This is a genomic window from Micromonospora sp. NPDC048898 (genome assembly GCF_043198035.1).
Taxonomy (GTDB): domain Bacteria; phylum Actinomycetota; class Actinomycetes; order Mycobacteriales; family Micromonosporaceae; genus Micromonospora.
The window spans coordinates 382,820-409,552 of record NZ_JBICUF010000002.1 but is presented as its reverse complement, the minus strand read 5'-3'; the positions used below and the strand labels follow the sequence as shown (position 1 = coordinate 409,552).

Genomic DNA, 26,733 nt, shown 5'->3' with positions numbered 1-26,733 from the left:
AATCGACTCCCCGCTCTCCCTCCTGACCGGAAAACGACCTCCGGTACGGCGGGTGACGCGGCGCCCGGTCGCCGGCTCCGGCGGGTGCGGTCGTACCGACGACGGCGCCCACGCGTCGCGGGGGCGCGCCACCCCAGGCTGGCGCCCCCGCGACGTCCTACCGTGACGACCCGGCCGCGTGCGGGGTCAGGGCGCCCACGGGGTGGCGACGGCCCAGGTGCTGTCGGCGGTCCACAACGTCGGCGTGTTGTACGCGTCGCCGCCGGCACCGTTGCTGAGCCAGATCTCCGAGTTGTGGTGCCGCAGGTACCTGCCCCGGAAGTTGTACGACTCCAGCGACACCCCCGTGCCGGTCAGCCCGACACGTGCGCACCAGGTGGCGTCGGCGCGCAGGAGCGCCGAGCCGTCGTCCGGCGAGTTGCGGACCCGGGAGTTCTGGTGGCGCAGGTACTGCCCGGGAAAGTTGACCGACTCGAACGAGTAGCAGCCGGCGTCGGCCAGGCCGGCCCGGATCGTGTACGTGGCGTCGGCCTTGAGCAGGCTGGGGCTCGCGGCGTCGACCACGTCGGTGTAGGCCAGGCCGTCCCGGTGGCGCAGGTAACGGTTGGTGTAGCCGGGTGTGGTCACCCGCAGCGACCGGCGGGTGTCGACCGGTAGGGCGACCGGTGCCGAACTGCCGATCGTCTTCGACGCGTTGATCAGGGCGGTGTTGGCGGTGCGGACCCGTGCCTGGTCCATCTTGACCACCCGCCGGTCGTAGGTGACGAACCCGTTCAGCTCCCCCTCCAGGTCGGTGATCTCGGTGTAGATCGAGGCGCTCAGCCCCTTGCCCAGCATCAGGTTCTGGCTGCCCTGCACCAACCCCACGTAGCGGTCCGTGAGCGCGGTGGAGCTGGTCTGCCACTCGTAGGCGAAGAAGCCGCCGCTCGGGCTGTACTCGTGCCCCGGCGTGTGCAGACCCAGGCCGCCGAACTCGCCGAGCACGGCGATCCGGCTGCTCGACGGCACGGGCGAGTCCGGCCCGAGGTAGACGTGCCAGTCGTCGATGTCGCCGTTGCCGGGGTCGCCGAGGGACTGGCAGCAGTTGTGCCCGCTGTGCGGGTTGACCAGGCGGGTCGGATCCTGGTTCTTGATGTTCTGGGCGACCCGTCGGGTGTCGGCGAGGGATCGTTCGCCCCAGCCCTCGTTGTAGGGCGTGTACGCGATCACGGCGGGTGAGCTGCGATGCTCGTCGACGATCTCACGCGCCTCGGTTTCGAACTGCGCCTGCTGGGCGTCGGTCGGGTTGACGTCCTGCGCGGTCAGCGACGGGATGTCCTGCCAGACAAGCAGGCCGAGCCGGTCCGCGTGGTAGAACCAGCGCTGTGGTTCGACCTTGATGTGCTTGCGCACCATGTTGAAGCCGAGATCCTTGTGCTTCTGCAGGTCGAAGGCGAGGGCGGCGTCGGTCGGCGCGGTGTACAGCCCGTCCGGCCAGAAGCCCTGGTCGAGGGTGCCGAGCTGGAACACGAACTGGCCGTTGAGTTTGGGGCGCAGCGCGCCGTTGACCAGGCCCGTGGTGATCTCCCGCATGCCGAAGTAGTGCAGCGTCCGATCCACAGTGGTGCCACCGCTGTTGCGCAGCGTGATCCGGAGGTGGTAGAGGAACGGGTCGTCAGGGGACCAACGGCGCGCGTTGGGCACCGGCACGCTGAAGTCGGTGAAGCCGCCGGTCGCCGATCCGACGACGGTGCTGCCGTTCAGGGCCTCGGCGAGCACGCTGTGGCCGCTCACCTCGCCCCGGGTGAAGACCCGGACCCGCAGGGTGTTGGTGGCGAGATTCGGGTAGACGTCCACGCTGGTGAAGGAGGCGGCGGGCACCGGTTCCAACCACACCGTCTGCCAGATGCCCGAGCTGGGGGTGTAGAAGATCCCGCTGGGTGTCTTGGTCTGCTTGCCGATGGCGGGCAGACTGCCGTTCTGTCGGCTGTCGGTCGGATCCCAGACCTTGACGACGATCTCGTTCATCCCGGCGGTGAGCTGGGGCGTCACGTCGAAGGTGAACGCGTCGTAACCGCCGGTGTGTGCGCCGACCCGGACACCGTTGACCCAGACGGTGCTCTGCCAGTCGACGGCGCCGAAGTGCAGCAGGGTCCGCCGGCCCGACCAGTTCGCCGGGATGGTGACGGTGCGCCGGTAGAACAGGTAGTTGCGGTTGTCGTTGGCGGCTCGCTGGATGCCGGAGAGGGCGCTCTCCACCGGGAAGGGCACGTTGACCCGCTCGGGCAGGTTGGTGCCGAACTGCGGGGCGTCGTCGGTGGCCGACTGACGCAGCTGCCACTCGCCGTTGAGATTGAGCCAGTCCGGTCGGGTCATCTGTGGCCGCGGATACTCCGGCAGCGGCGTGCCGGCCAGGGCCTGGTTGGTCCAGGGGGTGGTCAGTGGCGGTGTCTTGGCCGGTGCGGCCTGCGCCGGCGGGGCTGGCGCGGCGAGGACGCCGGCGACCAGGGCGAGGACGAGTAGCAGCGGCAGGGCGGGGCGGATGGGGACGTGTCGTGTCATGCCGTCTCCGGGGACGAGTCGCCCCGGGCGGTGCAGCCAAGCCCGGAGCGCGTGGGCGGTGGGCATCGGGGAGCGTTGACGAGGGACGGCGTCATCGACGGATGTCGGTGGGCTGGTCACGTGCCCAGTCGGCGCGTGCATCAACATCCATCACTGCTTGTGCATCGTTATAGGGCCGTGGTGGCCCTGTCGTCAACGCTCGTGCGCCGGACGGCCGGCGCTCTGCGACGCGCCGCCGCGAGATCCATAGCCTCGGTGGTACGACTCAGAGAGGATGACCTTCGAATGCACGCCTTTCAATATGCTGACCGCTATCTCGAATCGGGTGCGCTCACGAGGCGTGCCATCCTGATGCGGAGGAATGCATGGCTCGCTGGCGTACCCTCACCGGCCTGTTGGCCACCGCGTTGGCCGCGCTGACCGCGGCCAGCCTCACCCTCGCCGCACCGGCCGCGGCGGCCGACAACCCCATGACGCCGAACGTCGTCGGCGGCACTCGCGCCGCCCAGGGTGAGTTCCCGTTCATGGTGCGGCTCTCGATGGGTTGCGGCGGGGCTCTGTACAGCCCCCGCCTGGTGCTCACCGCGGCACACTGCGTGGGCTCGACCGGCACCAACACCAGCATCACCGCGACGCTCGGGACCGTCGACCTCCGGTCGTCCAGCCGGATCACCGTCCGGTCCAACTACGTCTACCGGGCCCCCGGCTACAACGGCTCCGGCCGCGACTGGGCGCTGATCCGGCTGGCCACCCCGGTCACCGGCCTGAGCACGCTGCCGATCGCCACCACGACCGCATACGACAGCGGCACCTTCACCGTCGCCGGGTGGGGCGCCGCGCGGGAGGGCGGCGGCCAGCAGCGGTACCTGCTGAAGGCGAGCGTGCCGTTCGTCAGCGACTCCACCTGCAACGCCAACTACGGCGGCGACCTCATCCCCGCCGAGGAGATCTGCGCCGGGTACGCCAGCGGCGGCACGGACACCTGTCAGGGTGACTCGGGTGGCCCGATGTTCCGCCGCGACGCCGGCAACGCCTGGATCCAGGTCGGCATCGTCAGCTGGGGCAACGGCTGCGCCCGACCCAACTACCCGGGCGTCTACACCCAGGTGAGTTACTTCGCCTCGTCGATCGCCTCCGCCGCGGCGAGCCTCGGCGGCTGACCGGACGACCGGACGGGCGGCCCGGACGACGATCTCCGGGTCGCCCGTCGCGTGCCGTCGGGGTGGGCGGTGAGTGGGCCACCCGACAGATTCGGCGGGCCGCGCGTGCGGCACCGACCACAGCGGCGATGATGGGCCGGTGAAGATCCTGTCCATCCAGTCGTCGGTCGCCTACGGTCACGTCGGCAACTCGGCGGCGGCCTTTCCGCTGCAACGCCTCGGGCACGAGGTCTGGCCCGTCCTGACCGTGCACTTCTCCAACCACACCGGGTACGGCGCGTGGCGTGGGCCGATGCTGCCGGCGGCCGACGTGGCCGAGGTGATCGCGGGCATCGCGGACCGTGGGGTCCTCGGCAGCGCCGACGCGGTGCTCTCCGGCTACCAGGGCGACCCGGCCGTGGGCGCGGTGATCCTGGACGCGGTGGAGCAGGTCAAGGCCGCCAACCCGGCCGCGGTGTACTGCTGCGACCCGGTCATGGGTGACGTCGGGCGGGGGATGTTCGTCCGGCCGGGCATTCCGGAGTACCTGCGGGACACCGTCGTGCCGCGCGCGGACATCATCACCCCGAACCAGTTCGAGTTGGACTTCCTCGCCGGCCGGACGACGACCTCGCTGGCCGAGGTGCTCGACGCGGTCGACGTCGTGCGCGCGACCGGGCCCCGCCACGTCCTGGTGACAAGCGTGTTGCACAGCGACCTGCCACCGGGCTCGCTGGAGGTGGTGGCCGTCTCGGACGAGGGCGCCTGGGCGGTGACCACCCCGCTGCTGCCGATCAACCCGAACGGCGGCGGCGACGTCACCGCGGCGCTGTACCTCGCACACCTGTGCACCACCGGCGCACCCGCGACCGCACTGGAACGCACCATCGGCTCCGTCTTCGCTATCCTCGAGGCGACCCTCTCGGCGGGCACCCGGGAGATCCAGCTGATCGCCGCACAGGACGTGATCGCCGACCCGCCGGCCCGGTTCGCCGCCCGCCGGCTGCGCTGACTCGGCGGCTCGCGAGACGCCAGCGCCGGCCCGGGACCGCGCCGCGAGCGGCGGTCAGTGGCCCGGGACCGCGCCCGAGCGGCGGTCAGTGGCCTGCGACCGCGCCCGAGCGGCGGTCAGTGGCCTGCGACCGCGCCCCGGGCGCGGGCGACGACCTCCTCGGGGCTCAACGGGGCCTTCGGGTGATGGGTCAGGCACAACGGGGTACGGACCTTGACGAACGAGAACCCCTCGCCCGCGGCGTAGAACTCGCCGCTGTTGAGCAGGCCGATGTCCGCGAGTCGCCCGCCCTTGGCCTCGGCGAGCTGCCGGGCCGCGTCGATCTGCGCGGGCGCGTTGAGCAGCCCGAAGAACTGCGTCGTCGCGTTGCCGGAGATCTGGTTGTGCAGACCCTTGGGCGCCTGGGTGGCGAAGACCAACCCGAGCCCGTACTTGCGGGCCTGGGAGGCGAGCGCGATCGAGCTGGCGGTGCACGCTGTGGTGCCGGTCGACGGCGCGAGCGTCTGCGCCTCGTCCATCACGAACAGCCCACCCAGTGGTCGGTCACCGGCGGGGTGCCGTTTGATCCACGCGAACAGCGCCATCTGCAACTGGTTGACGAAGCTCTGCCGCTGGTGCTCGGAGGTGAGGCCGACGAAGCTGATCACCGACACCCGGGCCCGCCGGCCCGGCGAGGGCGTCAGCAGCAGCCCCGGGTCGGCCGGCGCACCGACCCCACCGAAGAGCGGGTCGGTGACCATCGCCGCCTTGAGCGCCTCGGCCAACTCCTCGGCGAGCTTGCCGGCACGGGCCAGCCGGCTGACCCCCTCGGGCAGGTCGGTGAGGAACTCGGTGAAGCCGGGCAGGCCCACCATCCCGCTTCGCGCGTACGCCTGCAGGGCCTCGGTGAGGACGGCCTTGCCCTGCTGGGCGAGCCTGCTCGACCGGTCCACGCCGGCCCGGGGCGCGAGCGCCTCCACGGCCGAGCGGACCGCCTGGTCGAACTCGTCGGGCCAGTCCCGCAGTGAGGTGAAGTCGGGCAGTGGTTGGAAACTCAGCGGCCGGCCGGCGGTGACCCGGGGCGTCCACACCACCACCTCGGTGTGTGCGAGGTAGTCGGCGGCTCGTTCGGCGTCGCCGGGACCCCAGCCGCTCGGCGGTGCGGGCCACGCGTCACCGAGCCGGGCGAGGTCGTTGTTGGGGTCGAGCACGATCGCGGAGACCCCCTCGCGCGCGCACTCCTCGACCAGCCGACGGATCAGCACCGTCTTGCCCGAACCGGATCCGGCGAACACGACGGTGTGCCGGCGCAACGACTCCAGGGGCACCGTGAACGGGTGGCCGCCGTCGACCGTCCGCCCCAACCCGATGCTCCGACCGCCGGTGTCGGCCACCAGGTCGACCGTGTCGGCGGGGACGGCCACAGCGGCGTGGCCGGTCGACGGGCCACCGGCCCCGTCGGCGGCCGGCCCGCCTGTCGAACCCGCCTCGGCACCACCCGTCGGAGCCCCGACGCCGCCCGGCGGGGGCACCCCGTCGTCGGGAGGTGCCGGCGGCCCGCCGTCGCGGGGCCGCTCGGGCCCGGGCAGCACCGCCCGGAACAGCTCGGTGCCGCTGGCCGGACGACGGGCCACCAGCCACTCCTGCAAGGCCGTGGACGGCTCGGTCGCCATCACCCGCAGCGCCGCGAAGACCCGCAGGTCCGCCTCCGGCACCGCGCGCCGGAGCCCGCCGGCCGCGTCGAAGCCGGCCAACACCTCGGTGGTACGCCTCCCGGTCGGCCACGGACCGTTGCGCAGCAGGATCAGCCGCCGTTGGGGCAGGTCCCGGTCCAGTCCGGCGAGTGTGCACGCGGCCTTGACCCGGGCGGTCACGGCGATGGCGTTGGGGTGCGCGATGGCCCGGAAGCACCAGTGCGCCTCGTTCTCGGTGGCCTCGTCGAGTACCTCGATCAGCCGCCCGTGCAGTGCGGGCTTGCGCCCCGGCGGCGGATCGTACTTGTAGGTGGCACCGGTCGGCGCCTGCTCGGCGATCCAGGCGGCCAGGCCGGCGGCGAGCAGCGGTGGCATGTGCTCGTCCTCGCGGGCCGGGTCGACGGCGGCCGACACGTCCACGGTCTCGACCAGCTCGGCGAACCGTGCGTCCAACTCGCGCAGGCGGCGCTCGTCCGTCGTCGGGTCGCCCGGCGTGACGCGCACGGTGGGCGCCGTCGGCGTCGAGTCGGCGCTGTCGATGAGCCGGTCGAGTTCGACCACCTCGTCGCGGTCGCGACACCAGGCGACATGGCGGTCCACCCGACGCAGCAGGGCGCGTGGTGTCAGGGTGGGTGCGTCGGCGAAGGCGTCCGGGGCGATCGGCCAGGTGGGGTGGGGTGGGACGAAGCGCGGACCCGCGAACGCGGCGGCGAGGCGCTTCGCCACGATCGCGTGCCCGATCTGCGGGGTGGGGATCCGGTCCGGCAGGGTCGCCGCACGGAATCGGTCACCGACCGGAGTGGGCGCCGTACGTGTCATCAGCACCCACGTGTCCGGCAGACAGGAGACGACGACGAGCGTGCGGCGGGTGATGTCGCGAAGTTTGAGCAGGCCGTCGGCGATCGGGCCGAACACCTTGGCCTGGCCGTCCTCCAGCCCCTCGTGGTGCTGCAGCATCGAGGTGCTGGTCTGGGCGAACAGCGTGTCGAGCTGGTCCACGGCGATGACCGTGGGGTCCAGGGCCAGCGCCATCAGCCGGGAGATGTCCTGCACGATCTGCTGCGGGGTGCGGGCGGAGGCGCTCAGCCCCCACGCCGCCCGTGCGGCCGGGTCTCCCGGTTCGGAGATCAGGTGGGCGTACCCCACGTCCTGCGCCTCGAAGTCGACGGCACCGTGCAGGACGAGCGCCCGAGCGGTGTCCTGGGCGTCCCGCCCGACCTCCCGATCGCGTTCGCGCAGTGCCCGGACGAAGGCGTCGAGCTGTGCACGGGTCACCGGTGTGGCGCCGGCGACCGCGTCGCGGACCTCCACCGGCAGGCCGAGCTGGGGGGTGAGGCGGCGCAGGAACGTCTTCAGTTGGGTGCCCCAGCCGACGTGGGCGCGGCCCATCCCCTCCACCAGGGCCAGGGCGACGCTCTCCCAGAACGTCTTGCCACTGACCATGTCGACCAGGAAGAAGTAGCCGCCCTCACGCTGGATCCGTTCGCGGACCGCCCCGAGCAGGTGCGTCTTGCCGGCGCCCGCGCGGCCCTGCATGGCCACGCCGAGCGGCATGCTCGTGTCGTCGGTGCGGGCCCGCGCCACCCCGCGCAGGATCTCCGCGACCACCTTCTCGTGCAGCTCCGGAACGTTGTGCGGGCTGGGTCGCCAGACGTCGTCCGGGGTGACGGCCGGGTTGAGACTCACCGCCTCCAGCGCGCCCCGCTGGTCGTCGGAGATCACGTGAGGCCGATCGCCAGGGCGTGGTTGTCCTCGTTCCCGATGCGGACGGCCGCGGCGCGGTCCCGTGCGGTGAGCGACTTGGTGTTCGCCACCGGGATGATGCGGACGTCCTCCCGGCCGACCATCGCCCGCAACACGGCGTCCAACGAGGCCCGGTCGGTGTCCGCGAGCCGGTCCCGCACGTCGGCGAGGCCGACCCACGCGCCCGGCGCGGTCGCCAGCTCCCGGTACGCCGTCCGAACCAGCGCCTCCACGTCCGTCGCGGTCACGTCCGTCGCGGTCGCCGTGGCCGGTGCTTCCTGTCGAGGCGCACCGGTCGCCAAGGCGGTGGCGTCGGTCTGCTTGAAGAAGTCGCCGTGGCTGACCCGCAGCCGGTCCAGCGAACGGTGCAGGTTGGACAGCACGACGAACAACGACCGGGTCGTCGAGCCGCCCTGCTTCGGCGGCGCGCTGAGGTGCAGGTGCCGGACCACCCGCCAGCCCTCCTCGGTCAGCTCGTGGGCGAACGGGCGGGTCGTCCGGTCGGTCTCGACCAGGCCCAGGTCGACGAGCTTCTTGTTGTCCTTACCGGTGAGCGTGAAACCGGCCAGCTCGTTCAGCTCGGTGTTGGTGAGTCGGCGCGCCTCCACCATCAGCACCACGAGGGCGTTGATCTGGTTCGGCGTCAGGTGCGGGACATCCGCCGGGCTGGTCATGATCTCTCATCTCCGTGGGGGTGCGTGCCGCCCGCGCGTCGCCGGGCCAGCAGCCGACGGATCCCGTCGACCACCGCCGGCGCGTCGGTGAGCACCTGCTCGTTGGTGAAGCGGAGCACGTCCAGCCCGAGGAGTTGCAACTGCACGTCCCTCCGCCGATCGTTGGCGAAAGCGATTCGCCCACGATGCTCCGGGCCGTCCACCTCGACCGCAAGACCCTCGACGGGCCAAAAGAGATCCAGCCGGTACGACGTGCCCAGCAGGTGCCACTCGTAGGTGTGGTTCCACCGCCGTCCCCGCGCCCAGTCGTGTGGTGCGAGCGCGCGTTCCAGTGCCTGCTCGGCCGCGCTGTCGCCGCGTGGCAGGCCCGCGATCGGTGGCCAGGCCAACACCGTCGGGGCATGCTCTGCGGCCGTGGCCGTGGCCGTGGCCGTGGCCGGGTCGGTCGCGCCGGCCAGGTTGGTGAACCGCGCCGGCAGCTGGATCGGCACCGACCGCACCCGGTCGGCGTGACGCAGGGGCCCGCCGGCCAGCCACACCGTGCAACCACCGTGCCGCACGAGCCACTCGGCGGCGGCCACGAGCGTCCGCTCGGCATCCTCGCCCAGGTCGGGCAGGGCGATGACGAGGACGCAACCCTCCCGGTCGTACGCCTCGGCGATCACCCGGGCGAGCCCGGCGGCGCGTACCCCCGGGGCGAAGCGGGACCGGGCGGCGGGCTGACGCGGACCGCGCAGCGCGCGCTCGGCGAGGTCGGCGAGAAACGGACCGAAGTGCGGGGAGCGGGCGGCGGCACGGGCCGCGAGGGCGCGCACCGCCGCCGACCCGAGCGTGCCCTCGGTCTCCAGGCGGGCCGCGTCGGGCAGCCAACCGGGGAACATCGCGCGCGCCGCGGTGTCCAGTTGGTCGAGCACGTCGGCCACGAGGTCGCCCAGCGAATCGACAGCCGTGGGCCGGTAGTGCACGACCGCCGGCGCCGCTGGCGGCAACGGGTCGAGTGCCACCCGCAGCACCTCGGGGTCGACGGCCGGCAGGTGACTGACCCGCCGGGTGGGCGGGGCGGCCCACCAGGCCTGGTCGGCCTCGCCGTCGGCTCGGACGGGGTGGGCCATGCCGGCACCCTATGACACCGGCGAACCCGACAGGTGCCCCGTCGATGCCGCCCGCCCTGCCACAGCCGCGGCGATCGGCGGCTCAGCGCAGGCGGCGGATGTCGCCGAACGCCCGGTAGAACCCACCACGGCTGGACTCGCGGACCTCGGTCACCAGATAGCGGGCGCCCGGCTCGCGGATCCCCTTGGGAAACTGCACGCTCCAGTCGCGCCGGTAGCCGTCGGAGAGCACCTGGACCCGCAGCCGGCCCCGGTCGTCCAGGCACTGCACCACCACGCCCGCACCCGAGTCGCTCGTCACCTCGACGATCGTCGGCTCGACCGGCCGTGGCGCCTGGCGGGGGGCCTTGACGTCGCGGACCTCGGGCACGTCGCCGGCCTGGGCCGCCCGGATCGCCGGCTCGCTCGCGTCGATGCAGGCCAGGTGGCCGGCGGTGGTGACGACGTAGAGCCGGTCGTCGTGGTACTGCATGGAGTATGCCGAGCCGCAGCCGGTGCCGAGCTTCCACAGGCGGGTGCCCGCCGCGTCGAAGCAGTAGATCGAGGACTGGCTGTCACCGGCGAAGACGTAGCGGCCGCCCTCGGCCGTGGCGCAGGAGAACACCGGGGCGTCGCACCGGTAGCTGCGTTCGAATCGGCCGGCCTTGGACAGCCGCACCACCTCGCGGGTGCTGGTGCCGGCGAAGACGCTGCCGTGCTCCTGCCAGCCGAAGAGCACCGAGCCGGTGCTGGTGTGCCACAACTCGCGGCCGGTGCGCCACTCGTAGCCGGTCACACCAGTCGAATGACCTTGGTAGACGGCGTCGTCGTCGCACCGCACCATCCAGGCCGAGCGCCCGCGCCCGGGTCGACGCCACAGGAACTCGTCCTCGTGGTCGACGGCGGTGATCCCGCCGTCGGCATCCGACACGCCCAGGACGCCGTCGTGGATGTCCAGCCAGTAGATGTCGATTTCCGGGGCGATCGCGTACGCCACCCGGGGCATCTTGCCGGAGAGGTCGTAGACGTTGCCGTCGTCGCAGCCCGCGTAGACCCAGGCGTCGTCGGCGACGATGCACTTCACCCCGTCCGGAAGGCGGACCTGGCCGCGCACCCGGGCGTCGTGGTCGAGCGTGGTGATCACGCCGTGTTCGTTGCCGACCATGCAGTGCTGCCCGTCGACGAAGATGCCGAAGGCGGGGGCACCGGAGTCGTAGCGCCAGAGCACCGGGGCGGTGTGGGCGGTGGAGCGGGTGCTGACGATCTGCCGCCGGGAGACGGTGCGCTTCTGGCGGACCCCCGGCACCGCCGGAGAGTATCCCTTACGGACCTTCTCCCCGATCTTCTTCGCCGCGGCCGCTCGGGCCCGGGCGTTGTCCGGGTAGGCGCTGGCCTTGACCTGCCCCTGGTCGCCGATCCGGCCGTACCGCACGGTCAGTGTGGCGTTGTCGACGATGACCTCGTAGAACTTGTGCGCACCATCCACTTCGGACAGTTCGAGGTAGGTCGTCTCCTGGGACATGGGGGCCTCCGAGGGGGTCAGCGACCGGCCTGAGCGGGCCGGCGCGGCGACAGTGCCCACACGCTAACGGCCACCACCGACACAATCGGCGGGCGCCCGGAGCGCGCCGGGACACCCGCCGACACCGCATCGCCCGCGGGCGGTCAGCCCGTGGCGCAGGAGCGGATCTGCGGACGGGCGCCGCTGTTGCCGTTGGTCATCGTGGTGAAGCCGAAGGTGTTGCCGCTGCCGTTGGACAGTACGGTCATGACGGTGCCGCTGCTGTCCCACGTGGCGGAGCCGTTCCAGATGGTGGAGACCCGCTGCGGCGCGGTGAGGGCCACGACCACGGTCCACGTGCTGGCGCCGCTGACCGTCACCGACGTGTTGTACCTGTCGCCCCAGACGTTCGTGGTCGTCGGCGTCGCGGTGCAGCCGCCGTTGCCCGGCGGCGGAGTCCCCGTGCCCGGCGGCGGGGTGCCGGTGGTGGGCGGCGGGGTCGTGCCGTCCGGAGCGACCGCGCGGCCCGTGGACGCCGAGATCATGCCGGGGCACAGGTTGCGGCTCGTGAGGTTGGCCATGATCTGCCCGATGGCGTCGCGGGTGTTCTGGATGCCGTCGTGCATGAGGATGACCTGACCGGCCTGGAGGCGGCTCGCGTTGGCCACGATCTGGCTGACGCTCGCGCCGTTCCAGTCCTGTGAGTCCACGTCCCAGATCACCTGGCGCAGGCCGAGCGACGACGCGACGGACTGGAGGGTGGAGTTGGTCTCCCCGTACGGTGGCCGGAACAACTGCGGCCGGACGCCGGTGGCCGACTGGATCGCCGAGTTGGTCTGGGACAGGTCGGACTGCATCTGCGACTGGTTCATCGAGGTCATGTGGGCGTGGTTCCAGCTGTGGTTGGCGACCCACATGCCGGCCGACACCTGCGCCTGCGCCGCGGCCCGGTTGTTCTGGACGTTCTGCCCGACGTTGAACATCGTGGCCCGTACGCCGTTGGCGCGCAGCACGTTGAGCAGTGCGCTGGTGCTGCCGGTGGGGCCGTCGTCGAAGGTGAGGCCGACGTAGCCGTTGCAGACGGCGGCGCTCGACGGGGCCGAGGTGGCGGCGAGGACGACGCCGCACATCGCGGCGGCGGTGGTGAGGGCGGCCAGCGCCGCGCGCAACCGCCTCGATCGCAGGGCCGTGCCGGGGGAGACCTTGCTCATCTGATGCCCCTTCTCGCGGGCCGGACGGGCTCTGGAACGCGGGCGGCACGGTCCGGACAGGTGTGGGTGGGTGGGGAGGCCGGACCGGAGTCGATCGCATTGACCTCGATGGATCGGAGTATTGCAGCGAGATTTCCGAGGCGTCAACAAGTTCCGGTAGTCCTCCGGAACACCGCAACGCACGCCTGCAGGGCTCGACCCGGTGCTCCAGGGGCCGGGGAAGCCGGGCGCCGCGGTGGGTCGTTCACGTCCGTCGACGCATCGACACCTGACGTGATCCGGAAAGCAGCCGGAAGTATCGGTCACCCGCGCCAGGTTCTGGCGTGCTGCGATCGACTCGGCTTCCTGAGGTGTCGGTGCGTCGCACCGGCTCGGACACCGCGACGTCCTGGAAAACGGGGCGACCAAGCGGTAACGGCCGCGCGGTCGGCACCGTACGCGTCGACGGCCCTCCGCCGCAGCCGTGCGCGTCGGCTCAGTCCGTTCGCGCCGCGCCCAGTCGTAGCTGCCAGCGGGTGCCCTGGCTGGTGAGCCGGACGATGGCCAACGGCTCCACGTCCACCTGTCGGTACGTCCCGAGCGGCAGGTCGAGGGCGTGGACCACCGCGACCCGGATCACCAGCGGGTGGGTGACCGCGATGATCCGCCCCCCACGTGCGCGCTGCCCGTCCAACCAGCGACCGACCCGGTGCCGTAGTGCCGCGACGGACTCGCCCCCGTGGGGTGCGCGATCCGGTGTGGACAGCCACTCGTGCAGCGCCTGCGGATGGTCACCGGCGATCTCCTCGAAGGCCCGCCCGGTCCAGTCGCCGTAGTCGCAGTCGGCCAACGCCGCCTCGATGGTGGGCCGCAGGCCGAGGGCGGACGCGGTCTGGGTGGCCGCCGCCGCCGGACTGGACAGGCAGACCTCGTCGGCGCCGACGTGCCCGCGCCGGTCGGCGCCGGCCCGGGCGAGGGCGGCACGCAAACCGCCCTCGTCCAGGCCGTCGTCGGCCCCGCCGAAGCGGGCCCGGCGCAGGGCGGCGGTGTGACCGTGGGCGACCAGCCGGAGGCTGGTGCCGGTCACGTGCCCGGCAGTGCGGTGGCGGCCCGGCGACGCTGGTCGTGGTGCATCAGGGCCGCGAACAGCAGGCCGATCCCGGCCCAGAGCACCACCTGGGTGCCGAGCGAGGCCAGCCGGAAGTCCCACAGCAGGGTCGCCGGGAAGTCGGCCGGGACCTCCTGGAAGGAGGGCATCACCACGTAGGACACCACGCTGACCAGCAGGAACCCGCCAGCGGCCGCGGCGGCGCGCTGCCACGCGGGCGCCTGGTCGCCGACCGCCCGGTAGCCGAGGGTGCCGGCCCACACCGCCACCAGGCCGAGCACCACCATCAGCAGGTAGGTGACGGTGCGCTGGTTGATGGTGGCCGGGTCGCCGACGGCCGGCGGGTTCGCCGGATACTTCAAGAACGGCACGATCACCGCGCCGAGCAGCGCCGCGCCGGCCAGCAGCAGGCCCGACCGGCCGTCGTCGTAGCTGCGCCGACGGCGGGACAGCAGCACGTACGCGGTGGCCAGCAGGCCACCCATCGCGGCGCCGAACAGGCCGGTGGCCAGGAACAGGCCCCCGCGCTGGCCGGTCCGGCTGACCAGGGCATCCTCGTGGTCGTGCCCGCCGGTCGCGGGCTCGGCGTGTGTCGCCGCCTCCTCGATGGCGATGGCCGCCTCGACGCGCGGTTCGCCGGCGACGTAGGCGAACGCCCCGGCGAGCAGGCCGGCGATCAGGCCGGCGAGCAGCCCACGGACGAGGACGGTGCGGAACGGGGGAGCGGTGGCGGACTTCAGTGGCACGGGACACCCAGCAGGTGCCGGCCGTCGTGCATCAGTTCGTGCAGGTACATCCCGCTACGCGAGACGGCTCCCTGATCGAAGGCGACGAGGTAGGCCAGCAGGCTGAGCGTCACGACGGTCGCCAGGACCGTCCACAGCAGACGAGTGTCGCCAGCGGGATGCACCAACGGCTGGCTCGACGTGGAAGTAGACATCTGACACGAACCTCCCCGGGGATGACGCGTCCCCATCGCAAGGCTGCGGACGACCGAGCGTCCTGGCTCGCGGCCCCGGTGGCACTGGGACCGCTTACAGTGGCGCGACCGCGCCGGATTCACACCGGCTTCCCTCGCGTCGCCGCAGATAGTGGGTCGACGGTATTCGGTGCCGCCGCAGGCGGTCAACCCGGCTGCGAGCGCGGAGCCGCCAGGTCGTCATGATGCGAGTATCGACAAACCTGGATGTCAAAGATATGATGCTTGGTTGCGCCAAGGTACGCGCTCCGCAGCCCCATTGCCGGCTTGTTACGGCTAGCATGGTCGAACTGCCGGATCGGCTCCGTTACGCCGAGCCGACCCGGACATCTGACCAATGAACGGGCGGGGTGGAGAGTACGTGAGCACGTCAGGGCATGTCCGATGACGACGAACGAGGCTGTGCAAGGCCAGGGCATCGTCGACGCGCACCATCATCTCTGGGTCCGGGCCCGGCACCCGCAGCCCTGGATTGATCCGCACACCATGGCCGCGATCGACCACGACTTCACCCCACTCGACCTCGCCCCGCTGGCCCGCGCCGCGGGAGTCACCCAGACCGTCGTGGTGCAGTCCGTCCCCGTCCGGACGGAGACGCCCGAGCTGCTGGGCATCGCGGCCGACGACCCCCTCATCGCCGGGGTCGTCGGTTGGGTCGACCTCACCGCCGACAACGTCGGTGACCGTCTCGCCCGGCTCCAGGCGGCGCGCGGCGGCGAGCGACTGGTCGGCATTCGCGACCTCGTCCAGTCCGAGCCCGACCCGGCGTACCTCGACCGCCCGGACATCCGGCGCGGCATCGCCGCGGTGGGCGCCGCCGGCCTGGCGTTCGACCTGCTGGTGCGCGACCACCAACTACCGGCGGCCACCCGGCTCGTCCGTGACCTGCCCCGGATGCGGTTCGTCCTGGACCACCTCGGCAAGCCCTCGCTCGGGCGCGCCGGCCTCGGCGACTGGCCCCGCGACCTGCGGGCGCTCGCCGCCGAGCCCAACACGACGGCGAAGCTCTCCGGTCTGGTGACCGAGGTGGACGGCCCCTCGTGGACGACGGCGGACCTTCGGCCCGCCGTCGAGCACGCACTCGACGTGTTCGGCCCGGAGCGGCTGATGTTCGGCTCGGACTGGCCCGTGAGTCTGCTCGCCTCCTCGTACGCGCGCTGGGTCGAGGCACTCACCGAGCTGCTGGGCCCGCTGGGCGACGACGAACGGGCGGCGATCTGGCAACGGACCGCCCGCCGGGCGTACCGGCTGGAGACCCCCTGACGCCTCGTGGACGGACGTGTCTCAGCTCGGCCCCTGTCAATGGGCTGTGGGGGAATGCCCGTTTGATCGGACGTATGCCGCCACCGGATCAGGTAACGACGACAACATGGCCGTAAGACCTTGGCAACATGCGTCAATGCTGGCAAGGTAACGCCTGATCGAGGGAAACATCCGACCTATCCCGACGGGTGGCGCGGGCAAGCGGCCGCGCTCCCCGCCGGGCAGGCTGGGTGGCTGAGAGGTTCCTGGCGCGCCGGGGGTTCCCCGTCGCCGCGCCGGGGCCACGCTTGGGAGGTCAGATCCGACGATGAGCACCGTCGAGGCATCCGCCGGCACGCAGCGCGGCGAACTCAGCGACTGGTTCCGCGAACGGATCTCCCACGCCGTTTCCGAGTTGACCGCGGCGACGGCGCTCGTCGTCCTGTTTATCGCGTTGACCTTCGCCAGCCCGTACTTTCTGACGGCTGACAACCTCTTCAACATCGGGGCGCAGACCGCGGTGATCGCCATCATCGCCACGGCGCAGACGATGGTCATCATCACGAAGGGCATCGACCTGTCCGTGGGGTCGGTCGCCGCGCTCGCCGGCGTCGTGGGAGCGATGGTCGTCCGCGACCTCGGCTTCTCGGTGTGGGCGGCGACGGCTGTCGCGATCGGCGTCGGCGCGTTGGCCGGTCTGCTGAACGGGCTGCTGGTCACCGTCGCCCGGATCCCTCCGTTCATCGCGACGCTGGGCACGATGTCCGTGGGTCGGGGCCTGGTCTTCATCATCACCGGCGCGGTCGGCGTCTACGGTCTGCCCCGCTCCTTCCAGCTGCTCGGCAACGGGGAGATCCTCGGCATCCCGTTCGCCGTGCTGATCACCGTCCTCGTCGCGGTCGGGGTCGCCTTCCTGCTCTCGCAGACCCGCTTCGGTCAGTACACCTACGCGATGGGTTCCAACCTGGAGGCGGCCCGCCGCTCCGGCATCCGGGTGGGGCGTCACCTGACCGGGGTGTACGTGCTGGCCGGTGTGCTGGTCGGGCTGGGCGGCATGATCGCCGCGTCCCGGGTCAACTCCGGCCAGCCGAACTACGGGATCTCGCTGGAGCTCGACGTCATCGCCGCCGCGGTCATCGGCGGTGCCAGCCTGTTCGGTGGTCAGGGCCGGATCGTCGGCACCATCATCGGCGCCTTCCTCATCGCCCTGGTGCGTAACGGCGCCGTCCTGCTCGACATCAGCATCCACTACCAGCAGGTGATCGTCGGCCTGATCATCTGGGCCGCCGTCTACTTCGACCAGTACCGCCGCCGGCGGCTGGAATCACGGGGTTGACATGCCATTCCGAGAGTCCGAACGAGGAAGGACACACACCATGGCGCACACCACCACCAGCCGGCGGGCACGACGGCCCGTTCTCCGCGTACAGGCCGTTCTGGCCGCGGCCGCGGCGACCGCGCTGCTCAGTGCCTGCGGCGGGGTCGAGGTCCGCGACGGCGGCGACGGCGCGACGAAGGCGGCGAGCGGTCCGTTGAAGCTCGCCGTCGTGCCGAAGGCCGTCGGTGCCGACTACTGGAACACCGTGAAGGCGGGCGCGGAGTGCGCCGCGCAGCGCGCGGGGGACGTCACCGTCCAGTGGGACGGGGTGACCGCCGAGACCGATGTCGAGGGCCAGGTCAACCTCATCCAGAACTTCGTCACCAAGAAGGTCGACGGCATCGTCTACGCGGCCACCGACTCCAGTGCGCTGGCGCCCGCCACCGACAAGGCGCTCGCCGCGAACATCCCGGTCGCGATGATCGACTCTGGCACCAGCCCGCAGCCGTCGAACGTGCCGCTGTTCGCCACCGACAACCGCGCGTCGGCCACCGAGGCGGCGAAGCTGCTCGCCACCGAGCTCGGCCCCGGCAACCACCAGGTGGCGCTCGTCGAGTTCCAGCCCGGGTCGCAGACCAACACCGAGCGGGTGGACGGTTTCAAGGCTGGCCTCGCCCAGTATCCGAACCTGAAGCTGGTCGGCCAGCAGCCCAGCCGCAGTGACGTCAACGAGGCACGACGCGTCACCGAGAACATCCTCACGGCCAACCCCAACCTGGCCGGCGTCTTCGCCGCCAACGAACCGAGCGTGCTCGGTGCCGCGCAGGCCATCCAGGCGGCCGGCAAGTCCGGCAAGGTGGTCATCATCGGGTGGGACGCCGCCCCGGACGAGATCGCCGGGGTGCGCAGCGGCCAGATCTCCGCGCTGGTCGTGCAGAACCCGTTCAAGATGGGCTACTTCGGCGTCGACAAGATGGTCAAGCACCTGCGGGACAAGGCGCCGCTGGCGTCGGCGGACACCGGCGTCACGTTCGTCACCAAGGAGAACATCGACTCCGCGGAGATCAAGGCGGTGCTCGAGCCGAGTTGCGCCAACCCTCCGGTGCAGTGATGGGCGCGACCCCGACGGCCACCGCCGACAGCGACAGGCAGCCGACCGCCGACGAAGCGCCGGTCCTCGAAGCCCGGGGCATCGTCAAGCGGTTCGGGCACGTCGAGGCGTTGCGGGGTGCCGACTTCACGGTCCATCGGGGTGAGGTCGTGGCGCTGATCGGCGACAACGGCGCCGGAAAGAGCACCCTGATCAAGACGCTGTCCGGTGTCCACCCGCCCGACGAGGGCGAGATCCGGGTGGGTGGTCGTACGGTCCAGTTCTCCACGCCTGTCGACGCCCGGCGTGCGGGGGTGGAGACCGTCTACCAGGATCTCGCCGTCGCCGACGACCTCAGCGTGGCCGCCAACCTGTACCTCGGTCGGGAGATCCTGCGCTCCGGGCCGCTCGGCCGGCTGGGGTTGCTCGACAAGCGCGCCATGCGGCAGGGCGCCGCCGCGGCCCTGGACCAGTTGGGTGTGCGGATCCCCCGGGTCACCACCCCGATCGCGATGCTGTCCGGTGGGCAGCGCCAGTGCGTCGCGGTGGCCCGCGCCATCATCTGGGCGACGAGCGTGGTCATTCTCGACGAGCCCACCGCGGCGCTCGGTGTCGTGCAGACCGGGCGGGTGCTCGACGTCGTCCGGCGCGCCCGCGATGCCGGCATGTCGGTGGTGCTGGTGAGTCACAACATGCCGCAGGTGCTGGAGATCGCCGACCGGGTCGAGGTGCTGCGGCTCGGCCGTCGGGCCGCCCGGCTTCGTGCGGACGAGGTCACCACCGACGACCTGGTCGCGGCGATGACCGGCAGCACCGGCGCGGATCGGGAGTAGGGGGAGCGTTTCGGAGGTGCTGGGCGGCCAGCACCTCCGAAACGCACCCTGGCGGTGACGCGCGCGTCGATCGGTGACTCGCACCGCAGCCCCGGCCCGGCGACGGGTGCGCACGCCGCCGGCCGCCGGGGCGGGTGCTCAGAACCGCGCCGGCTCGATGGTGGCGTCGGCGTCGTCGGGTTGCCCGTGCAGCGACTCCTCCACCCCGATCAGGTGGTTGGCCATGCGGATCCGCGCGCGCTCCGGGTCGCGTGCGACGAGGGCCTTGAGGATCGCGACGTGCTCGTCGTGGGTACGCCGGTCCGCGCCCTCCTCGTGCAGACTCCGCCAGAGCCGCCCGCGCAGAGTGCGCCCGGCGAACGCCTCGATCAGGCCGACGAGCACCGGATTGTCGGCGTGCACCGCGATGATCCGGTGGAACGCGATGTCGATCTCCATGATCCGTTCGTGCTCCTGCGGAGATCGTCCGGCGATCCGGGCCGCCTCGTCGAGCAGCTCCGCCGCCTGGGCGAGGGCCTCGTCGGTGATCCTGGTCGCCGCCAGGCGGGCGGCCTCGCACTCCAGCAGTCGTCGGACGATGTGGATGTGCCGCGTGTCGCCCTGGCCCTGGAAATCCACCACGAAGCCCATCGGGGCCAGCAGTTGCGGCGCGTCGAGGTTGGTGACGTAGGTGCCGTCACCCTGCCGGATGTTGACGATGCCGAGGATCGACAGGGCCGACATCCCCTCGCGCAGTGAGCCCCGCGAGACGCCGAGCGACTCGGCGAGATCCTTCTCGATGGGCAGGCGGTCCCCGGGTTTGAAGCGCCCTTCGAGGATCATCCGCTTGATGCCGTTCACCACCTCGTCGGTGCGCGACATGACACCCCCTACCGGCCGGCGGGGGTGGCCGCCCCACCCGCGATCACGTACGGCTCCGGAGATGACACGGTAGTCGGGTCTGCCGCCGTCCAGTAGTTGCCGTCGGGGAACCGGTAGAGCTCGACCGACTCGGGGCGCATCCGGGTGGAGTAGCCGGGCTGGTGGGGCAGGACGTAACCGCTGCCCGTGCCGGTGTCCCGGATGACGCACGGGTCGGTGAAGTGCTCGTGCAGGTGGTCGACGAACTCGGTGACCCGGTTGGTGAGGTCACCCGAGATCGCGACGTAGTCGAGCACCGACACGTGCTGGACCATCTCGCACAGGCCGACACCGCCGGCGTGGGGGCACACCGGGATGTCGAACTTCGCGGCGAGCAGCAACACGGCGACGATCTCGTTGATGCTGGCCAACCTGCCGGTGTCCAGTTGGCAGAAGTCGATCGCCCCGGCCTGGAACAGCTGTTTGAACATCACCCGGTTGTGGCAGTGCTCGCCGGTGGCGACACCGATGGGGGCGACCGCGCGACGGACGGCGGCGTGGCCCAGGATGTCGTCGGGGCTGGTCGGCTCCTCGATCCACAGTGGCTGGAACCGCGCCAGGGCCTTGACCCACTCGATGGCCTGACCGACGTCCCACACCTGGTTGGCGTCGATCATCAGATTGCGGTCCGGGCCGAGGATCTCCCGGGCGATGCCGCAGCGGCGGATGTCGTCGTCGAGGTTGGCGCCCACCTTGAGCTTGACGTAGCCGTAGCCGGTGTCGACCGCCTCCTGGCACAGCCGGCGCAGCTTGTCGTCGCCGTAGCCGAGCCAGCCGGCCGAGGTGGTGTAGGCGGGGTAGCCGGTCCGGTCGAGCTCGGCGAGACGGGCGGCCTTGGTGCTCTCCTTGGCGCGCAGGATGGCCAGTGCCTCGTCCCGGGTCAGCGCGTCGGACAGGTAGCGCAGGTCCGCGATGTCGACGAGCTGCTCGGGGGACATGTCGACGAGCAGCCGCCACAGCGGCTTGTCGGCGACCCGGGCGACCAGGTCCCACGACGCGTTCAGCACGGCGGCCAGCGACAGGTGGACGACGCCCTTCTCCGGGCCGAGCCAGCGCAGTTGGGAGTCGGAGGTGAGCAGGCGGTAGACCGCGCCCATGTCCGCGGCCATCGTCGCGACGTCCACGCCGACGAGGCGCTGTGCCTGATGGACCGCCGCCGCGACGACGATGTCGTTGCCGCGACCGATGGTGAAGGTCAGACCGTGGCCCGCGAGTGGCGCGCCCGTGCTGTCGACGCCGTCGGTGTGCAGGACGACGTAGGCCGCCGAGTAGTCGCCGTCCTTGTTCATGGCGTCGGAGCCGTCAGCGGTCAGGGAGGTGGGGAAGCGGACGTCCTCGATGGTGACGGCAGTGATCTGCGGCATGCGCTCCTCGCCCGGCTAGGCTAAAGATCAGATGATCTCTGCGAGTATACGGAGGGCCAATCCAGCACGTCAACGACGTCGATCACCCAGGAATCCAAGACATCCAATGTTTCGGTCCCGATGTGAATGCGTCAGCGCGCTGTCCCCCCGGTCGCCGCACCCGGCCCGCGGCCTCGGCAGCGGCGGTGACAACATTCGTGGCGCTGGTAGACACTCTGCGGCGCGACGAATCGTCGTCGTTCCCGGACTGTTGAGGTGCGGCCGGCGGGATTGGGATATTGGCGCGAGGAGTGGACAGTGCTCCCGGAAGATTGGATGTCCACTTCAGATCCTGGCATTGACGGTCGGAAATAAATAGGGATCCTTACGTCTGGAGACTTGATACATCACACCTTTCCGTATGGCGGCACCTGCTCGATGATGGCGTCCGCGCGGGCGTGGCTGCCGCGCGCCGGTTGGGTCCGTGCGAGCCGGTGACGACCATCACCAGTCACGGCGTCGACACGCCCGGGACCGACATGTGGGGTGTGACAACCGCAGCGTCCCTATATATGGTGTCGAGCGCAGCTGGTTCGGCCGTTCATCCCGAGCGGTCGAGGCAAGAGGGAACCCGGTGGAAATCCGGGACTGTCCCGCAGCGGTGAGTGGGAACGACAGCCGTCATGAGCACTGGGCCACCAATCGGTCTGGGAAGCGACGGCCAGTAGGAGACCGGCGACCCGGTCGTGCCCGCGAGTCCGAAGACCTGCCAGCGCGCCGTGCACCCGCACCCGGGTGGGCGGCGGTCCGAGGCCGCGTGGGACGGCCGACGCCACCTGACCCGCGCCTGCCCGGCGTGGCGTCCGCTGGTGTCTGTCTCCACGCGTCCGAAGGCCCTCAGGTCTCGAACTCGCGAGGAGTGAGTGGTGACAGTCACCGAGGTAGTCCCGGCAAGCGGCGACGCGGTCCTGCGGCGAACGCCGATGCAGGTCCGCAAACGCAACGGCAGCACCGAGTCCGTGGACGTCAACAAGATCGTCCGGGCGGTCGAGCGGTGGGCCGACGACCTGACCGACGTCGACCCGATGCGCGTCGCCACCCGCACGATCAGCGGCCTGTACGACGGCGCGAGCACTGCCGAACTGGACCGGCTGTCCATCCAGACCGCAGCCGAGATGATCGGTGAGGAACCGCAGTACTCCCGCCTCGCGGCCCGGCTGCTGGCCGGCTACGTCGACAAGGAGGTGCGCCGGCAGGGCGTCACCTCGTTCAGCGCGGCGATCCGGGTCGGTCACGCCGAGGGCCTGATCGGGAACGACACCGCCGCGTTCGTCGCCGCCCACGCCGCGATGCTCGACGACGCCATCGACACCGACGGCGACCGGAGGTTCGAGTACTTCGGCCTCCGCACGGTGTACGACAGGTACCTGCTGCGCCACCCCACCAGCCGGCTGGTGCTGGAGACCCCGCAGTACTGGCTGCTGCGGGTGGCCTGCGGGCTGTCCCAGACGCCGGACGAGGCGGTCGGCTTCTACCGGCTGATGTCCAGCCTGGCCTATCTGCCCAGCTCACCGACGTTGTTCAACTCCGGCACCCGGCACACCCAGATGTCCTCCTGCTATCTGGTCGACTCTCCGCGTGACGAGTTGGACTCGATCTACCAGCGGTACGCCCAGGTCGCCAACCTGTCCAAGTTCGCCGGCGGCATCGGCATCGCGTACTCCCGGGTGCGGTCCCGGGGCGCGCTGATCCGCGGCACCAACGGGCAGTCCAACGGGATCGTGCCGTGGCTGCGCACGCTGGACGCGAGCGTCGCCGCGGTCAACCAGGGTGGCCGACGCAAGGGCGCGGCCTGCGTGTACCTGGAGCCGTGGCACCCGGACGTCGAGGAGTTCCTGCAACTGCGGGACAACACCGGCGAGGACGCCCGCCGCACCCACAACCTGAACCTGGCCAACTGGGTCCCGGACGAGTTCATGCGCCGGGTCGAGGCCGACGAGATGTGGTCGCTGTTCGACCCGCACGAGGTGCCCGAACTGCCCGACCTGTGGGGGGAACGGTTCGACGCCGCGTACCGGCAGGCCGAGGCGCAGGGTCGCCACGTGCGGCAGGTCCCGGCACGGGAGCTGTACGGCAAGATGATGCGGACCCTCGCCCAGACCGGCAACGGGTGGATGACCTTCAAGGACGCCGCGAACCGGCTGTGCAACCAGACCGCCGAGGACGGCAACGTGGTGCACCTGTCCAACCTGTGCACCGAGATCATCGAGGTGTCCAGTGACGCCGAGACCGCCGTGTGCAACCTCGGCTCGGTGAACCTCGCCGCGCACCTCACCGACGGCGGCATCGACTGGGATCGGCTGCGCGCCACGGTTCGTACCGCGGTGACCTTCCTCGACCGGGTCATCGACATCAACTACTACCCCACCGAGCAGGCGGCGGCGAGCAACCCCCGCTGGCGGCCGGTCGGGCTGGGGCTGATGGGCCTGCAGGACGTCTTCTTCGCGCTGCGGCTGCCGTTCGACTCCCCGGGCGCGCGGGAGTTGTCCACCCGGATCAGCGAGGAGCTGTACCTGACCGCGCTGGAGACCTCCGCCGACCTGGCGCGTCGCTTCGGCGCACACCCGGCGTACGCGCAGACCCGGGCCGCGCGGGGCCAGCTCCAACCCGACCTGTGGGGTGTCGAGGGTACGCAGACCGCGCGCTGGGCCGCCCTGCGGGAACGGGTCGCGGCGGACGGGCTGCGTAACTCGCTGCTGGTGGCGGTCGCCCCGACCGCGACCATCGCCTCGATCGCCGGGTGCTACGAGTGCATCGAGCCGCAGGTGTCCAACCTGTTCAAGCGCGAGACCCTGTCGGGGGAGTTCCTCCAGGTCAACACCGCCCTGGTCCGCGAGCTGAAGGCCCGCGGCCTGTGGACCGACCGGATCCGCTCGGCGATCAAGCGGGCGGAGGGGTCGGTGCAGGACATCGCGGAGTTGCCGGCCGGCGTCCGGGAGTTGTTCCGTACCGCGTGGGAGCTGCCGCAGCGGGCGCTTGTCGACCTGGCCGCCGCCCGCGCCCCGTTCGTCGACCAGTCCCAGTCGCTGAACCTGTTCCTGGCCGCGCCGACCATCGGCAAGCTCTCGTCGATGTACCTGTACGCCTGGAAGGCTGGGCTGAAGTCCACGTACTACCTGCGCTCGCGCCCCGCCACGCGGATCCAGCAGGCCACCGTCGCGGTCGTCGCCCCGGTGGCGGCCGACGCGCAGGCGCTGGCCTGCTCGCTGGAGAACCCCGAGTCGTGCGAGGCCTGCCAGTGACCCCCGCCGACACGAGCACCACCGACGCCGGCACCACCGACACGAGCACCACCGACACGAGGACCACGCACATGCTGCTCGACCCCGGGATGGACCTCACCCTCCGCCCGATGCGCTACCCGCACTTCTTCGACAGGTTCCGCGACGCGATCCGCAACACCTGGACGGTGGAGGAGGTCGACCTGCACGCCGACCTCGCCGACCTGGACAAGCTGTCGCCGGCCGAGCGGCACCTGGTCAGCCGGCTGGTGGCGTTCTTCGCCACCGGTGACACGATCGTCGCCAACAACCTGGTGCTCAACCTCTACCAGCACGTCAACAGCCCGGAGGGTCGCCTCTACCTGTCCCGGCAGTTGTTCGAGGAGGCCGTGCACGTCCAGTTCTACCTGAACCTGCTCGACACGTACGTGCCGGACGAGACCGAGCGGTTCGCCGCCTTCGCGGCCATCGAGAACATCCCCTCGATCCGCCGTAAGGCCGAGTTCTGCTTCCGCTGGATCGACTCGCTGAACAACCTGCGGGAGCTGCGGACCCGCGACGACCGGCGGACGTTCCTGCTCAACCTGATCTGTTTCGCCGCCTGCATCGAGGGGCTGTTCTTCTACGGCGCGTTCGCGTACGTCTACTTCCTGCGCTCCCGCGGCCTGCTGCACGGCCTCGCCTCCGGCACCAACTGGGTGTTCCGCGACGAGTCCATGCACATGGCGTTCGCGTTCGACGTCGTCGACACCGCCCGCGCGGAGGAACCCGACCTGTTCGACGACGACCTCGCCGACCAGGTCCGGCGGATGCTCACCGAGGCCGTCGAGTGTGAGGTGCAGTTCGCCGAGGACCTGGTGGGCCAGGGGGTGCCCGGTCTGACGTTGACCGACATGCGGGAGTACCTCCAGCACGTGGCCGACCGTCGCCTGGCCCAGCTCGGCCTCGCCCCGCACTACGGGTCGAGCAACCCGTTCGCCTTCATGGAGTTGCAGGACGTGCAGGAGCTGTCCAACTTCTTCGAGCGGCGCGTCTCGGCGTACCAGGTCGGGGTGGCCGGCACCGTCGCCTTCGACGACGACTTCTAGGCGGCGACCGAGCCGGGGGCCTGGCGTCGCTTGGTGAGCCACCGCATCACGTGCAGCGGGTGCGACGCCGGGTCCGGAATCGGGTGGAAGACGTGTTCGACCTCGCCGTCGGCGATGATCAGCGTCAACCGTTCGTAGAGCGTCATGTCGCCGGCGGTGCGGGTGGGCAGCCGCAGCGCGTCGGCCAGGGTCAGCCGCGGGTCGGGGATCAGGGGGTAGGGCAACCGCAGCCGGTGCGCGAGTTCCCGCTGGTACCCGGTCGACTGCGCGGACAGGCCGTACACCCGGGCCGCGCCGGCCGCGCGGAGCTCCGCGTGGTGATCGCGGAACCAGGCGGCCTGCTCGGTGCTGCCCCGGGCGCCGTGGACCTCCAGCAGCCCGTTGGGCAGGTCGACACCCGGCCGCCCGGTCAGGGGGTACACGAAGACGACGGTGCGCCCGGCACCGAGCGCGCCGAGATCGACCGGGCGGCCGTCGGTGCCGTAGAAGGACAGGGGTGGCAGGCTGGTCCCGACCAGCGTGGCGGGGTCGGCACCGACCGTCTCACCGCCGGGCACGACCCGGGTCGCGGCCGCGTCGAGTCGCGCGTCCAGGGCCTCCCGCTGGGCGGTCAACCGACCGATCCGCTCCTGAAGGTTGGTGATGGTGCTGCGGTACGTGGCCACCGCCGCCGCGCACACGTCGGCCTCGTCGGCGCCACCGGCGATCGACTCGACGAACGGGCGGGTCTCCTCCACGGTGAGGCCGAGCGCCATCAACTCGCGGATCTGGGCCACCAGCCGCACCGCGATCGGGTCGTACTCCCGGTAGCCGTTGCCCAGCCTCCGGGGCACGACCAGCCCGGCCGACTCGTAGTAGCGCAGCGCCCGGACCGTGGTCCCGGTCCGTCGTGCCAGCTCACCCACCTGCATCCCGCGACCCTAAACCCGCACCCTGGGGTACGGGTCAACGTGTCCATCGTCGCGGTGTCACGGCCGCCGTTTCCTG

The 26,733-nt window shown here is 71.2% G+C and carries 20 protein-coding genes and 2 riboswitches; of the genes, 8 read left to right on the top strand and 12 right to left on the bottom strand.

The window, feature by feature from the left end; genetic code table 11:
• Positions 1-186 precede the first annotated feature (186 nt).
• Complete coding sequence (locus ACGFIQ_RS08670) at positions 187-2,541, bottom strand: AbfB domain-containing protein (protein WP_393241348.1); 2,355 nt, start codon at positions 2,539-2,541, stop codon at positions 187-189.
• 365 nt (positions 2,542-2,906) lie between these two features.
• On the opposite strand from ACGFIQ_RS08670, the gene ACGFIQ_RS08665 reads away from it, so the two are divergent.
• Together ACGFIQ_RS08665 and pdxY are read left to right on the top strand one after the other, a co-directional pair.
• Positions 2,907-3,701, top strand: coding sequence for a S1 family peptidase (locus tag ACGFIQ_RS08665; RefSeq protein WP_393241345.1), 795 nt, complete (start codon positions 2,907-2,909; stop codon positions 3,699-3,701).
• A gap of 139 nt (positions 3,702-3,840) precedes the next feature.
• A complete protein-coding gene (gene pdxY / locus ACGFIQ_RS08660) occupies positions 3,841-4,692 on the top strand; it encodes a pyridoxal kinase PdxY (protein ID WP_393241342.1) in 852 nt (283 codons plus the stop codon).
• 116 nt (positions 4,693-4,808) lie between these two features.
• Here the strand turns inward: pdxY and ACGFIQ_RS08655 are convergent, their stop codons facing one another.
• The 8 genes from ACGFIQ_RS08655 to ACGFIQ_RS08620 all read right to left on the bottom strand — a co-directional run bounded on the left by ACGFIQ_RS08655 (position 4,809) and on the right by ACGFIQ_RS08620 (position 14,612).
• The gene (locus ACGFIQ_RS08655) at positions 4,809-8,087 is read right to left on the bottom strand and encodes an ATP-binding protein (RefSeq protein WP_393241339.1); all 3,279 of its coding nucleotides are present in this window, start codon (positions 8,085-8,087) and stop codon (positions 4,809-4,811) included.
• A complete protein-coding gene (locus tag ACGFIQ_RS08650) occupies positions 8,084-8,782 on the bottom strand; it encodes a hypothetical protein (protein WP_393241337.1) in 699 nt (232 codons plus the stop codon). The genes ACGFIQ_RS08655 and ACGFIQ_RS08650 overlap by 4 nt, the downstream gene beginning before the upstream one ends.
• Positions 8,779-9,894, bottom strand: a complete 1,116-nt coding sequence (locus ACGFIQ_RS08645; RefSeq protein ID WP_393241334.1) for an endonuclease domain-containing protein — start codon at positions 9,892-9,894, stop codon at positions 8,779-8,781. The genes ACGFIQ_RS08650 and ACGFIQ_RS08645 overlap by 4 nt, the downstream gene beginning before the upstream one ends.
• A gap of 82 nt (positions 9,895-9,976) precedes the next feature.
• On the bottom strand, positions 9,977-11,395 hold the full coding sequence (locus ACGFIQ_RS08640; RefSeq protein WP_393241331.1) for a PQQ-binding-like beta-propeller repeat protein: 1,419 nt from the start codon (positions 11,393-11,395) through the stop codon (positions 9,977-9,979).
• A 143-nt stretch (positions 11,396-11,538) separates the two neighbouring features.
• A complete protein-coding gene (locus tag ACGFIQ_RS08635) occupies positions 11,539-12,585 on the bottom strand; it encodes a polysaccharide deacetylase family protein (protein WP_393241328.1) in 1,047 nt (348 codons plus the stop codon).
• 475 nt (positions 12,586-13,060) lie between these two features.
• Positions 13,061-13,651 (bottom strand): histidine phosphatase family protein, encoded by a 591-nt coding sequence (locus tag ACGFIQ_RS08630; RefSeq protein WP_393241325.1) that lies wholly within the window; start codon positions 13,649-13,651, stop codon positions 13,061-13,063.
• Positions 13,648-14,418, bottom strand: coding sequence for a CbtA family protein (locus tag ACGFIQ_RS08625; RefSeq protein ID WP_393241322.1), 771 nt, complete (start codon positions 14,416-14,418; stop codon positions 13,648-13,650). Before ACGFIQ_RS08625 ends, ACGFIQ_RS08630 begins: the two co-directional genes overlap by 4 nt.
• Positions 14,409-14,612 (bottom strand): CbtB domain-containing protein, encoded by a 204-nt coding sequence (locus ACGFIQ_RS08620; protein ID WP_393241320.1) that lies wholly within the window; start codon positions 14,610-14,612, stop codon positions 14,409-14,411. Before ACGFIQ_RS08620 ends, ACGFIQ_RS08625 begins: the two co-directional genes overlap by 10 nt.
• 57 nt (positions 14,613-14,669) lie before the next feature.
• Positions 14,670-14,745, bottom strand: a riboswitch (cobalamin riboswitch).
• A 290-nt stretch (positions 14,746-15,035) separates the two neighbouring features.
• Here ACGFIQ_RS08620 and ACGFIQ_RS08615 point away from each other — a divergent pair.
• The 4 genes from ACGFIQ_RS08615 (at position 15,036) to ACGFIQ_RS08600 (ending at position 19,134) form a co-directional block, all read left to right on the top strand.
• The gene (locus ACGFIQ_RS08615) at positions 15,036-15,914 is read left to right on the top strand and encodes an amidohydrolase family protein (protein WP_393241317.1); all 879 of its coding nucleotides are present in this window, start codon (positions 15,036-15,038) and stop codon (positions 15,912-15,914) included.
• 307 nt (positions 15,915-16,221) lie between these two features.
• A complete protein-coding gene (locus tag ACGFIQ_RS08610) occupies positions 16,222-17,229 on the top strand; it encodes an ABC transporter permease (protein WP_357076103.1) in 1,008 nt (335 codons plus the stop codon).
• A gap of 40 nt (positions 17,230-17,269) precedes the next feature.
• Positions 17,270-18,322 carry an ABC transporter substrate-binding protein gene (locus ACGFIQ_RS08605; RefSeq protein ID WP_393241314.1) on the top strand — a complete coding sequence of 351 codons (1,053 nt, stop codon included), beginning with the start codon at positions 17,270-17,272 and terminating at the stop codon, positions 18,320-18,322.
• Positions 18,322-19,134 (top strand): ATP-binding cassette domain-containing protein, encoded by an 813-nt coding sequence (locus ACGFIQ_RS08600; protein WP_393241311.1) that lies wholly within the window; start codon positions 18,322-18,324, stop codon positions 19,132-19,134. The genes ACGFIQ_RS08605 and ACGFIQ_RS08600 overlap by 1 nt, the downstream gene beginning before the upstream one ends.
• A gap of 138 nt (positions 19,135-19,272) precedes the next feature.
• Here the strand turns inward: ACGFIQ_RS08600 and ACGFIQ_RS08595 are convergent, their stop codons facing one another.
• Both ACGFIQ_RS08595 and ACGFIQ_RS08590 read right to left on the bottom strand, forming a co-directional pair.
• Positions 19,273-19,995: a FadR/GntR family transcriptional regulator gene (locus ACGFIQ_RS08595; RefSeq protein WP_393241308.1), complete on the bottom strand. Its 723-nt coding sequence runs from the start codon at positions 19,993-19,995 to the stop codon at positions 19,273-19,275.
• A gap of 8 nt (positions 19,996-20,003) precedes the next feature.
• Complete coding sequence (locus tag ACGFIQ_RS08590) at positions 20,004-21,398, bottom strand: enolase C-terminal domain-like protein (protein WP_393241305.1); 1,395 nt, start codon at positions 21,396-21,398, stop codon at positions 20,004-20,006.
• A gap of 551 nt (positions 21,399-21,949) precedes the next feature.
• A riboswitch (cobalamin riboswitch) is annotated at positions 21,950-22,166 on the top strand.
• Positions 22,167-22,360: 194 nt separating this feature from the next.
• On the opposite strand from ACGFIQ_RS08590, the gene ACGFIQ_RS08585 reads away from it, so the two are divergent.
• Positions 22,361-24,679: a ribonucleoside-diphosphate reductase subunit alpha gene (locus ACGFIQ_RS08585; protein ID WP_393242165.1), complete on the top strand. Its 2,319-nt coding sequence runs from the start codon at positions 22,361-22,363 to the stop codon at positions 24,677-24,679.
• Positions 24,680-24,750: 71 nt separating this feature from the next.
• The gene (locus ACGFIQ_RS08580; RefSeq protein ID WP_393242162.1) at positions 24,751-25,746 is read left to right on the top strand and encodes a ribonucleotide-diphosphate reductase subunit beta; all 996 of its coding nucleotides are present in this window, start codon (positions 24,751-24,753) and stop codon (positions 25,744-25,746) included.
• Here the strand turns inward: ACGFIQ_RS08580 and ACGFIQ_RS08575 are convergent.
• Entirely contained in the window at positions 25,743-26,657 is a 915-nt protein-coding gene (locus ACGFIQ_RS08575; protein WP_393241303.1) for a MerR family transcriptional regulator, read from the bottom strand. The genes ACGFIQ_RS08580 and ACGFIQ_RS08575 overlap by 4 nt on opposite strands.
• Positions 26,658-26,733: the final 76 nt, after the last annotated feature.